Genomic DNA, 11797 nt, shown 5'->3' with positions numbered 1-11797 from the left:
GTAGTCCTGGTTTCCTTTAAACGCAAATAACCGGCGGCCCGCACGCGGCCCGCCTAAACCTTTTCACGGCAGTAACCAACCAAACGAGGTGTTTTCATGCAGATCAAGTACAGGGCACAGTTGTTATCCGTCGTTGTTCTTCTGAGCGGCTCCCTGCTTCTTTCCGGGTGCGGCAAGAAACAGCAGCAGGCCGGCGGCCCGCCGATGGGTCCGCCCGAGGTGGGTGTCATCGAGGTCAAGCCGCAGCGCGTGGCTCTGACCACCGAGCTTCCCGGCCGCACCTCCCCCTATCTGATCGCCGAGGTCCGCCCCCAGGTGAGCGGCATCATCCTGAAGCGTGTTTTCACCGAGGGTAGCGACGTCAAGGCAGGGCAGGTGCTCTACCAGATCGATCCCGCGACCTACCAGGCCGCCTACGCCAGCGCCAAGGCAGCCGAGGCGCGCGCCGAAGCCAACGTGCTCCCGGCCAAGCTCAAGGAGGAGCGCTTCCGCGAGCTGGTGAAGATCAACGCGGTGAGCAAGCAGGACTACGACTCCGCCTACGCCGCCCTGAAGCAGGCCGAGGCCGACGTCGCTTCCGCGAAGGCCGCCGTTGAGACGGCCCGGATCAACCTGGCCTACACCAAGGTGACCGCCCCCATTTCCGGTCGCATCGGGCGTTCCAGCGTAACCGACGGCGCCCTGGTGACGGCGAACCAGCCTACCGCCCTGGCGACCATCCAGCAGCTTTCCACCATGTACGTCGACGTGACCCAGTCGAGCTCGGACATGCTGAAGCTTAACCGCAGCCTCGCCACCGGGCTCTTGAAGCGCGACCAGGCCGGCCAGGCCCGCGTGAAGCTCCTGCTCGAGGACGGCACCGCTTACCCGGCGGCCGGCTCGCTGAAGTTCTCCGACGTGACCGTGGACCAGAGCACCGGCTCCATCACCGTGCGCGCGACGTTCCCCAACCCTAAACAGACCCTGCTTCCCGGCATGTTCGTGCGTGCCGTCCTGGAAGAGGGTATCAACGAGTCGGCGATCCTGATCCCGCAGCGCGGCGTTACCCGCAACGCGGCAGGGCAGGCCGTTGTCATGCTGGTCGGTGCCGAGAACAAGGTGGAGCCGAGGCCGATCCAGGTCGCCCGTACCGTTGGTGACGCGTGGCTTGTGAGCTCCGGGTTGCAGGGGGGCGAGAAGGTGATCCTGGAGGGGCTGCAGAAGGCGCGTCCCGGCACCCAGGTGAAGGTGGTGCCGTTCCTGTCCCCCGAAGGGCAGGGCGCCCCCGGCGGCGCACCCGGCGCGGCAGGTCAGGGTGCGGCAGGAGCCGCAGGTGCAAAACCCGCAGCACCGGCGGCCCCGGCGCAGCCCCAGAAGAAGTAGTCGGCGAACCAACACAGGCGCAAACAGCAGACGTCCACGTATAGACGCAGAACGTAGAACGTCGCCTCTAGATTTAAGGAGCTTATTCCATGTCCAGGTTTTTCATAAACAGACCCATCTTCGCCTGGGTCATCGCCATCGGGGTCATGCTGGCAGGCCTTCTGGCCATGAAGTCGCTGCCGGTCTCCCAGTACCCGCCCATCGCGCCGCCGCAGATCTCGGTCAACGCCATGTACCCGGGCGCCTCCGCCCAGACGGTGCAGGACACGGTCACCCAGGTGATCGAGCAGAAGATGAACGGCATCGACAACCTGCTCTACATGTCCTCCACGAGCGACTCCGCCGGGGCGGTTTCCATCAACCTGACCTTCAGGGCCGGGACCGACCCGAACATCGCCCAGGTGCAGGTGCAGAACAAGCTGCAGCTCGCCACGCCGCTTTTGCCGCAGGTGGTGCAGAAGCAGGGCATCCAGGTGGTGAAGTCGACCCGTAACTTCCTGATGATCGTCGGCATCGTCTCCGAGGACGGCAGCCTAAACCGCTACCAGTTGACCGACTACATGGTGTCCAACGTACAGGACATCGTGAGCCGCATCGAGGGCGTGGGCGAGGTGACCGTGTTCGGTTCCCAGAACGCGATGCGCATCTGGCTGAACCCCGACAAGCTGAACAACTACAAGCTGACCCCCAACGACGTCTCCAACGCGCTGCAGGCCCAGAACGCGCAGGTCTCCGCCGGCCAGTTCGGCGGCATGCCCGCGATGCAGGGGCAGCAGCTGAACGCGACCATCACCGCCCGCACCCTGCTGCAGAACCAGGAGCAGTTCGAGGAGATCGTGCTGCGCACCAACTCCGACGGCTCCACGGTGAAGCTCAGGGATGTGGCCAAGATCGACGTCGGCACCGAGAACTACGACACCCTGGCCCGCTACAAGGGTAAGCCGGTCGCCGCCATGGCGCTGCGCCTTGCCGCCGGCGCCAACGCGCTCGACACCGCGGACCGGGTCAAGACCAAGATGGTCGAGCTGGAGAAGTTCTTCCCGGCCGGCGCCAAGGTCGTCTACCCGTACGACACCACCCCGTTCGTCAAGATCTCCATGGAGGAGGTGGTGAAGACCTTGATGGAGGCGGTCTGCCTCGTCTTCATCATCATGTTCCTGTTCCTGCAGAACATCCGCGCGACGCTGATCCCGACCATCGCGGTGCCGGTCGTTCTCCTTGGCACCCTGGGCGTCCTCTTCGCAGCCGGTTTCTCCATCAACACCCTGACCATGTTCGCCCTGGTCATCGTCATCGGCCTCCTGGTCGACGACGCCATCGTCGTCGTCGAGAACGTGGAAAGGATCATGACCGAGGAGGGGCTCTCTCCTCACGACGCCACGGTGAAGTCGATGGGGCAGATCACCTCGGCCCTCTGGGGGATCGCGACGGTGCTCTCCGCCGTCTTCATCCCGATGGCCTTCTTCGGCGGTTCCACCGGCGTCATCTACCGCCAGTTCTCCATCACCATCGTCTCCGCCATGATCCTGTCGGTGCTGACCGCCCAGATCCTCACCCCGGCGCTCTGCGCGACGCTTCTTAAGCCGGTCGTCAAGGGGCACGAGCCCTGCGAGTCCGGGTGGTACTGCGGCTTCTTCCGCTGGTTCAACCGGATGTTCGATAAGGCGCGCCACAGGTACGAGTCGATCGTCGGCAACTCCTTCGGCAAGCCGCTGCGCTACCTGATCTTCTACGGCTGCCTGGTCGGCGCCATGGCCTTCTTCTTCCTCAGGCTCCCCACCGCGTTCCTGCCGGACGAGGACCAGGGCTTCATCGTCTGCCAGATCCAGCTTCCTGCGGGCGCCACCCAGGAGCGCACCATCAAGATGCTCGAGAAGGTCGAAAAGCACTTCCTTGAAAACGAGAAGAAGAGCGTCGACTCCCTGATCACGGTGGCCGGTTTCAGCTTCGCCGGTCGCGGCCAGAACATGGGTCTCGCCTTCGTTAAGCTCAAGGACTGGAAACTGCGTCCCACCCCGGACCTGAAGGCACCGGCCGTCGCCGGCCGTGCCATGGGCGCCTTCTCCAAGTTCCGCGACGGCATGGCCTTCGCCTTTTCGCCCCCCGCGGTGGTCGAACTTGGCCAGGCCAACGGCTTCGACTTCCAGCTGCAGGACCGCGGCGGCCTCGGGCACCAGGCGCTCATGGATGCCAGGAACCAGCTCCTGGGCATGGCCAGCCAGAACAAGAAGCTCATGGCGGTGCGCCCCAACGGCCAGGACGACACCCCGCAGTTCAAGCTGAACATCGACGACGTGCGCGCGGGTGCCTTGGGCGTGTCGCTGGCGGACATCAACAACACCCTGGCCACGGCCTGGGGCTCCTCCTACGTCAACGACTTCCTGCAAAACGGCAGGGTCAAGAAGGTGTACCTGCAGGCCGACGCGACCTATCGCATGGTCCCCGAGGACATCAACAAGTGGTACGTGAGAAACGACAAGGGGGAGATGGTACCCTTCTCCGCCTTCGCCACCGCCAAGTGGGAGCACGCCTCGCCGCGCCTTGAGCGCTACAACGGCATCCCGAGCTCCGAGATCATGGGCAACGCCGCCAAGGGGATCTCGACCGGCGAGGCGATGGCCGAGATGGAGGCCATGGCCGCCAAGCTCCCTCCGGGGATCAGCTACGAGTGGACCGGCCTTTCCTTCGAGGAGAAGAACGCGGGCAAGCAGGCGCCTGCCCTCTACGCCATCTCGCTCCTGGTGGTCTTTCTCGCCGTCGCGGCCCTCTACGAAAGCTGGAGCATCCCGTTCGTCAACCTGCTCATGCTCCCGCTGGGCCTTGTCGGCGCGGTCACCGCGGTGACCCTGCGGGTGCTCCCGAACGACATCTACCTGCAGATCGGTCTCCTGACCACCATTGGTCTGTCGACCAAGAACGCGATCCTGATCATCCAGTTCATCAAGGACCAGATGCACCAGGGGCACGAACTTGTCGAGGCGACGCTCACCGCCGTCAAGATCAGGCTCCGCCCGGTCATCATGACCTCGCTCGCCTTCTTCTTCGGCACGCTGCCGCTGGCTCTCACCAAGGGGGCGGGTGCCGGCGCCCAGAACGCCATCGGCACCGCGGTGACCGGCGGTCTGTTATCGGCGACCTTCATCGACCTTATCTTCATCCCGTTCTTCTTCGTCATGGTGACGAAGATGTTCTCAAAGAAGCACGGAACGGCCAAAAAGGCCGCTGCCGCCCCCGTTTCGGAGGTGCACTAGCATGACACGCGCGATAGCCAAACCCCTTGCCCTGGCCGCCTTCCTGTTCCTTTCAGGCTGCGCCTCCATGGCACCCAAATACACCCAGCCGGCGGCTCCGGTCCCGGCCAACTGGCCCAACGGCCCTTCCTACAAGGCGGAGCCGGCTGCGCAGAAGCCCTTGGCGGAGATCCCCTGGCAGGAGTTCTTCGTCGAGCCCCAGTTGCAGAAGCTGATCACGCTCGCCCTGGACAACAACCGTGACCTCAAGGTGGCGGTGCTGAACATGGACCGCTACCGCGCCCTGTACCAGATAAAGCGCGCCGACCTCTTCCCAACGGTCACCGGCGACGGCTCGTTTTCCGTCAAGAAGACGGCCGACGACCTGGCCCAGAACGGCAACGGTGGCGTGGGGCACTCCTACAACGTCTCGGTCGGTATCAGTTCCTATGAGCTCGACCTTTTCGGCAGGATCAGGAGCCTGAAGGACCAGGCGCTTGAGCAGTATCTCTCCACCGAACAGGCGCGTCGCAGCGTGCAGATCACCCTGGTATCCCAGGTGGCCAACGCCTACCTGACGCTCGGTTCCGATCTCGAGCGCCTGCAGCTCGCCAAGGACACCCTGGCGAACCAGCAGGAGTCCTACCGGCTCAGCAAGAGCCGGTTCGAGGCGGGCGTCGCCTCCGCGCTGGACCTGCAGCAGTCCCAGACCAGCGTGGACTCCGCCCGAGTGGACATTGCCCGCTACACCACTTTGGTGGCGCAGGACCTTAACGCCCTCGCCCTGGTGGTCGGTTCCGACGTCCCGCAGGACCTCCTCCCCAAGTCGCTGACCGAGGCTCTCACCGCGGTCAAGGACGTGGCGCCGGGGCTCCCCTCGGACGTGCTCCTCTCCCGTCCGGACATCCTGCAGGCCGAGTACAGCCTCAAAGGCGCCAACGCCAACATCGGTGCGGCGCGCGCAGCCTTTTTCCCGCGCATCGCCCTGACCACCAGCGTGGGCTTTGGCAGCGACCAGCTCACCGGCTTGTTCAAGGGGGGGAACCTGGCCTGGAGTTTCGCGCCGAGCGTCTCGGTCCCGATCTTCGAAGGGGGGCGCAACCAGGCGAACCTCGAGGTGGCCAAGGTGGACCGCGACATAGCCGTAGCCCAGTACGAGAAGGCGATCCAGAACGCGTTCCGCGAGGTAGCCGACGCGCTCGCCCAGCGCGGCACCATCGACGAGCAGGTGGCGGCACAGCAATCCCTGACCGGCGCCACTGCCGAGACCTTCCGTCTCTCCCAGGCCCGCTACCAGACCGGCATCGACAGCTACCTGAACGTCCTTGACGCCCAGCGCTCGCTGTACGCGGCCCAGCAGAACCTGATCACCACCCGCCTCGCGCGCCTGAACAACATGGTGACCCTCTACAAGGTGTTGGGAGGCGGCAGCAAGTAAGGCAGAAAATATCCCCGGGCCGGTGCCGGCCCGGGGACGAAGTACAGCGCAGGGGGGCGAACCGCGTCGAATTCCCTGTGGCCGGAAGGAGCCCCGTTGTCCAGAGCACGCATCACCCTCTACTGCGTAATCGCCGTTGCCGCTTTACTCACAGCTTACTACCTTCTGGCACCGGAGCCTCATCCTGACTGGCCGATAAATCTGGTCCACTTTCTTTTCAAACACTAGATTGGGTTTATAGTTTTACCTGAGAGCTTCCCGTAGCGTAGATAGTGTATTTTCTTCGGGGTGCCCTCGCTGTAGCTTGTGAAGAATTCCTTGTGACAGAGGAGCGTATTCATGGCACAGAAGCCGGAAGACGGCGACCCGCTGGAACCCGAACCTTCCTGCCGGCCGGGGCAAACCTCCGCCCGGCCGGGCCCTCTGACTCCGAAAGCGCCGTCACGCACTCGTCCGCTTTTTCCCACGCCTCTTTTATTCTGCCTGGCCGTTCTTCTGTGCGGCTGCTCGCTGAAACCCTCCTACCAGCGCCCCGCGCTCCCTGTCCCGCAGCACTACCCGGAAGCGGGGCACGACAACGGGGCTGCCGCATCCCTTCCCGGCTGGACCGCCTTCTTTGCTGATCCCGAATTAAAGCGCCTGATCTCTCGTGCCCTGGAACAGAACCGGGACCTTGCCGTTGCCCGGCGTAAGATCGAGGAGGCCCGCGCCTTCTACGGCATCCGCCGCGCCGACCAGCTCCCCGGCATCTCTGCCGGCGCCAGGGCGGAGCGCTCCCGCACCCCGGCAGATCTCTCCGTCACCGGACAGGCCATGACAGGCAACCTCTTCGAGACCGGCCTCTTCCTTGCCAGCTGGGAGCTCGATTTCTGGGGGAGGGTAGGGAGCCTTAAAGAGGCCGCTCTCGAGTCGTACCTCTCGAGCATCGAGGCCCGGCGCGCGGTCCAGGTGAGCCTGGTGGCTCAGGTTGCCCAGAGCTACCTTGTGGAGCGCGAGCTTTTCGAACGGGTTTCCCTGGCAAAGGCCACCATACAAAGCCGTGAAGAATCCTTCCGCATCGCCAGGCGCCGCTTCGAGGTCGGCTCCGCTTCGAAACTGGACGCGGTGCAGGCGGAGACCCTGCTGAACCAGGCCAGGGCCGAACTCCCGGCGCTGATGCGGCTGCGCGCCCTTAACCTGAATGCGCTGGCCCTCCTCGCGGGGGAGGCGGTGAACCTCGCGCCGCTCCCCTTGAGCGCGGTGGAACAGGATTTTATCGCGGCCATCGCCCCCGGGCTCCCCTCCGATCTTCTCCTCAACCGTCCGGACGTGATGGCCGCCGAACACGACCTAAAGGCCGCCAACGCGGCCATAGGCGCAGCGCGGGCAGCCTTCTTCCCGGCTATCGCACTCACCGGCAGCTTCGGTACGGCTAGCAGCGAGCTATCCGGGCTATTCGCTGCCGGAAGCGGCGCCTGGAGTTTTGCCCCGGCCATTTCCCTCCCTATCTTCCAGGGGGGGCGCAACGCGGCGAACCTGGAGCTCGCCAGGGCCAGGGAGCGCGAGGCCGTAGCCGGGTACGAGCGCGTGGTGCAGCGGGCCTTCCGCGATGTGGCAGACGCGCTGGCGCAGCGGCACTGGCTGGCCGAGCAGGTGGAGGCGCAGCGTGCCACGCTGACCGCGCAGACCGAGCGCACCCGGCTGGCCAGGCTCCGCTACGACACGGGGGCCGCCACCTATCTCGAGGTGCTCGACGCGGAACGGGACCGCTTTGTTGCCCAGCAGGCCCTGGTGCAGACGCGGCGCGCCCTGCTTTCTGCCGGGGTTGAGCTTTACGCAGCGCTGGGGGGAGAAGGGGACGCGGAGGAAGGCACGCCTGAAAAAGGTGCATCCCGTCCCCGTGCGGGGGGAATTCCGAAGGGGGAGGCCAAGCCATGAGAGGCCTTGGTAACAGGAGGATCCAGGTCGCGGCAGTGGTGGTGCTGATGCTGCTCGCCCTGATCCTGTGGCAGCAGTTCGGGCGTCGCAACGCCGATGAGGGGATCGTTAGCGGTAACGGCCGTATCGAAGCGGTCGAGATCGACGTCGGGCCCAAGAGCCCCGGCCGCGTGCAGGAGATCATGGTCAGGGAAGGGGAGTTCGTCAGAAGCGGCCAGATTGTGGCGCTCATGGACACCGAGGTGCTCAAGGCGCAGCACCGGGAGGCCCAGGCACAGCTGGTCAAGGCACAAAACGCCGTGCTCACCTCGAAGAGCGAGATGACCCAGCGCGCCAGCGAGAAGGCCGCGGCCCAGGCGGTCGTGGCGCAGCGCGAGGCGGAGCTCGCGCTGGCCGGCAAAAGGGTGGCCCGTTCCAGAACGCTGGCCGCCGAGGGGGCCACCTCACAGCAGGAAGCCGATGACGATCTGGCCCGCCTGGCCAGCGCAAAGGCGTCGACGGCGGCGGCGCGCGCCCAGGAGGCGGCGGCGGAGGCGGCCGTGGCCACGGCGCGGCAGAAGGTGCTGGGCGAGGTTTCCAACGTGGCGGCGGTGGGCGCCACGGTGCAGCGCATCGAGGCGGATTTGAGGGACGCAGCGCTCAAGTCGCCGCGCGACGGCCGGGTGCAGTACCGCGTGGCTCAGCCAGGAGAAGTGGTTGCCGCAGGAGGACGGGTGGTAAGCATGGTCGACTTGAGCGACGTCTACATGACCTTCTTCCTGCCAACCGCGGCGGCGGGAAGGGTGGCACTTGGCACCGAGGTGCGGCTCGTACTCGATGCGGCACCTCAGTACGTCATACCGGCACGCGTCTCCTTCATCTCCGACGTGGCCCAGTTCACCCCGAAGACAGTCGAGACTGCGAGCGAGCGCGAAAAGCTCATGTTCAGGGTGAGGGCCCAGCTCCCGGTGGAGCTCCTTAAAAAGCACATCACCCAGGTGAAGACCGGCCTTCCCGGCATGGCCTACGTGCGGCTCGATGAGAAGCGCCCCTGGCCGGCGCACCTCAAGAAGGTAGTCCGGTGACCCCGCAGGCTCCAGGGCAGGATGGGGGCGGGGAAGGCGGCAGCGCCGCCCTTTTGGAGAGGGTAACGCTCCGCTACGGCAGGACCGTTGCGCTCGATGACGTCACCCTCGCCCTGCCGGCAGGATGCACGGTGGGGACCATCGGTCCGGACGGGGTGGGGAAGTCCACCCTGTTTTCCCTGGTGGCCGGTTCCCGCAGGCTGCAGGCGGGGAGGGTGGAAGTCCTCGGCGGCAGCATGGCCGACCCCGCCCACAGAAGGCGGGTCTGCCCGCGCATCGCGTACATGCCCCAGGGGCTGGGGCGCAACCTCTACCCGACCCTGTCGGTCTTCGAGAACGTGGATTTCTTCGCCCGTCTCTTTGGCCACGGCCGCGCCGAGCGCGATCGGCGCATCGGCGAACTCCTTGCCGCCACGGGACTCGCCCCCTTTGCTGGCAGACCTGCTGGCAAGCTCTCCGGTGGGATGAAACAAAAACTCGGGCTTTGCTGCGCGCTGATCCACGATCCCGACCTGCTCATCCTGGACGAACCGACCACCGGCGTCGACCCGCTGTCGCGACGCCAGTTCTGGGAACTGATTGGGCGTATCCGCAGCCGGCAAAGCGGCATGAGCATCCTGGTCGCGACCGCCTACATGGAGGAGGCGGCGCGCTTCGACTGGCTGGTGGCGCTGAACGCCGGGAAGGTGCTGGCGACCGGAACGCCTGCTGAGCTCCTCGAGCAGACCGCCAGCCGTACCCTGGAGGAGGCCTTCATCGCGCTCCTCCCCCCAGCGCAGCGTGCGGGGTACCGGCCGGTGCTCATCCCCGCGAGGGAAGGGGAGCTCGCTGCCGAAACGGCTATCGAGGCCTCCGGCCTCACCATGCGCTTTGGCGACTTCACCGCGGTGGACCGGGTCAGCTTCCGGATCGGGAAGGGGGAGATCTTCGGATTCCTCGGCTCCAACGGCTGCGGCAAGACCACCACCATGAAGATGCTTACCGGGCTTCTCCCCGCCAGCGAAGGGGAGGCGAGCCTTTTCGGGCGGCCGGTCGATCCCGGCGACCTCGACACCCGGCGCCGGGTCGGCTACATGACCCAGTCCTTCTCCCTTTACTCCGAACTCACGGTGCGCCAGAACCTCGTGCTCCACGCGCGCCTTTTCCGTCTTCCCGAGTCTGTGATACCCTCACGCGTTGCCGAGATGGCGCGGCGCTTCGGGCTCGAGGAGGTGATGGATTTCCTTCCCGATGCGCTCCCACTCGGCGTGCGCCAGCGGCTTTCCCTTGCCGTCGCCATGATCCATGGCCCAGAGTTGCTGATCCTCGACGAGCCGACTTCCGGGGTGGACCCGGTGGCGCGGGACGGCTTCTGGCAGATCATGGTGGACCTGGCCCGCCGCGACCAGGTCACCATCTTTATCTCCACCCATTTCATGAACGAAGCGGAGCGCTGCGACCGGATCTCCCTCATGCATGCCGGGCGGGTGCTGGTGAGCGACGCCCCCGCGCGGCTGGTGCGGGACAGGGGAGCCGCAGACCTGGAGGAGGCCTTCATCGGCTACCTGGAAGAGGCCTGCGAGGAGCCCGCCGCGATGGGCTGCGCCTTTGCCGTAGAAGAACCGCAGGAGGCCGTTGCAGCCGCCAATTGCGGCTATCCCGGAACTCCGGCAGGGCGAGTCTTCAGCCTGCGCCGCCTGTTCAGTTACGCCCACCGCGAGGCGCTGGAACTGCGCCGCGACCCGGTCCGGCTCTGTCTTGCCCTTCTGGGCTGCGTCATCCTGATGTTCGTGATGGGGTACGGCATCACCATGGACGTAGAGGACCTGACCTATGCCGTTTTGGACCGGGACCAGAGCACCCTGAGCCGCGACTACGCCTTGAACCTTGCCGGCTCGCGCTACTTCAAGGAGCGTCCCCCCCTTAGCGATTATGCGGAGCTGGACCGCCGCATGCGCTCGAACGACATATCCCTTGCCATCGAGATACCGCCGGGGTTCGCACGAGACCTCGAACACGGCAGGCCTGTTTCCGTCGGGGCGTGGATCGACGGCACCATGCCCTCCCGCGCCGAGACCGTGCGCGGCTACGTGCAGGGGATGCATGCCCACTGGCTCGCCAACCTGGCGCGGCAGCGCCTGAGTTCTCCGCCGGCGCTCGCCCAGGCGAGCATCCAGACCCGCTACCGCTACAACCCCGACGTGAAGAGCCTCCCAGCCATGGTCCCCGCCGTGATCCCGCTTCTTTTGATGATGATCCCGGCCATCGTCACCGCGCTCTCGGTGGTGCGCGAGAAGGAGCTCGGCTCCATCGTGAACCTCTACGTGACGCCCGTGACCAAGCTGGAGTTCCTGCTCGGCAAGCAGCTCCCCTACCTGGTCCTCTCCATGGCGAGCTTCCTGCTCCTCACCCTCCAGGCGGTCTTCATCTTCCGGGTCCCCCTTAAGGGGAGCCTCGCCGCGCTCTGCCTTGGCGGTTTCTTGTACGTGGGTGCCGCGACCGGGCTTGGCCTGGTCATCTCCACCTTCATGAAGAGCCAGATCGCCGCCCTTTTCGGCACGGCGCTTTTGACCATCCTCCCCGCCGTCGAGTTCTGCGGCATGCTGGAGCCGGTCCGCTCTCTTGAAGGGGTGGGGGCCCTCATCGGCCGCGTCTACCCGACCACCTATTTTCTCCTGATAGCCCGCGGGACCTTCGGGAAGGGGCTAGGGTTCGAGGAGCTGAAGCTGTTCTTTCTTCCACTTGCCCTGGCCGCACCGATCCTTCTTTTCCTGGGGACGGTCATGCTCAAGAAGCAGGAATCGTGA

General features: G+C 65.5%; 6 protein-coding genes. All 6 read left to right on the top strand.

Annotation, left to right across the window (positions count from 1 at the left end):
• Window positions 1–96: 96 nt before the first annotated feature.
• The 6 genes from KOM00_RS11115 (at window position 97) to rbbA (ending at window position 11797) form a co-directional block, all read left to right on the top strand.
• Complete coding sequence (locus KOM00_RS11115) at window positions 97–1362, top strand: efflux RND transporter periplasmic adaptor subunit (protein ID WP_216498979.1); 1266 nt, start codon at window positions 97–99, stop codon at window positions 1360–1362.
• Window positions 1363–1451: 89 nt separating this feature from the next.
• Window positions 1452–4613: an efflux RND transporter permease subunit gene (locus KOM00_RS11110; protein WP_216498978.1), complete on the top strand. Its 3162-nt coding sequence runs from the start codon at window positions 1452–1454 to the stop codon at window positions 4611–4613.
• A gap of 1 nt (window position 4614) precedes the next feature.
• Window positions 4615–6030, top strand: coding sequence for an AdeC/AdeK/OprM family multidrug efflux complex outer membrane factor (adeC, locus tag KOM00_RS11105; RefSeq protein ID WP_216498977.1), 1416 nt, complete (start codon window positions 4615–4617; stop codon window positions 6028–6030).
• Between the two features lie 339 nt (window positions 6031–6369).
• Window positions 6370–7947: an efflux transporter outer membrane subunit gene (locus KOM00_RS11100; RefSeq protein ID WP_216498976.1), complete on the top strand. Its 1578-nt coding sequence runs from the start codon at window positions 6370–6372 to the stop codon at window positions 7945–7947.
• A complete protein-coding gene (locus tag KOM00_RS11095; protein WP_216498975.1) occupies window positions 7944–9011 on the top strand; it encodes an HlyD family secretion protein in 1068 nt (355 codons plus the stop codon). Before KOM00_RS11100 ends, KOM00_RS11095 begins: the two co-directional genes overlap by 4 nt.
• On the top strand, window positions 9008–11797 hold the full coding sequence (gene rbbA / locus KOM00_RS11090; protein ID WP_328758372.1) for a ribosome-associated ATPase/putative transporter RbbA: 2790 nt from the start codon (window positions 9008–9010) through the stop codon (window positions 11795–11797). The genes KOM00_RS11095 and rbbA overlap by 4 nt, the downstream gene beginning before the upstream one ends.

Origin of the sequence: Geomonas diazotrophica (genome assembly GCF_018919385.1) — a bacterium.
Lineage (GTDB): Bacteria > Desulfobacterota > Desulfuromonadia > Geobacterales > Geobacteraceae > Geomonas > Geomonas diazotrophica.
The sequence above is the reverse complement of the archived record's forward strand: the minus strand, read 5'-3'. Positions and strand labels throughout refer to the sequence as shown.

Excerpts from the sequence above, each read along its gene's own strand:
- adeC (WP_216498977.1), top strand. The coding sequence starts at position 4,615 with ATGACACGCGCGATAGCCAAACCCCTTGCCCTGGCCGCCTTCCTGTTC.
- KOM00_RS11110 (WP_216498978.1), top strand. The coding sequence starts at position 1,452 with ATGTCCAGGTTTTTCATAAACAGACCCATCTTCGCCTGGGTCATCGCC.
- KOM00_RS11100 (WP_216498976.1), top strand. The coding sequence starts at position 6,370 with ATGGCACAGAAGCCGGAAGACGGCGACCCGCTGGAACCCGAACCTTCC.
- KOM00_RS11095 (WP_216498975.1), top strand. The coding sequence starts at position 7,944 with ATGAGAGGCCTTGGTAACAGGAGGATCCAGGTCGCGGCAGTGGTGGTG.
- KOM00_RS11115 (WP_216498979.1), top strand. The coding sequence starts at position 97 with ATGCAGATCAAGTACAGGGCACAGTTGTTATCCGTCGTTGTTCTTCTG.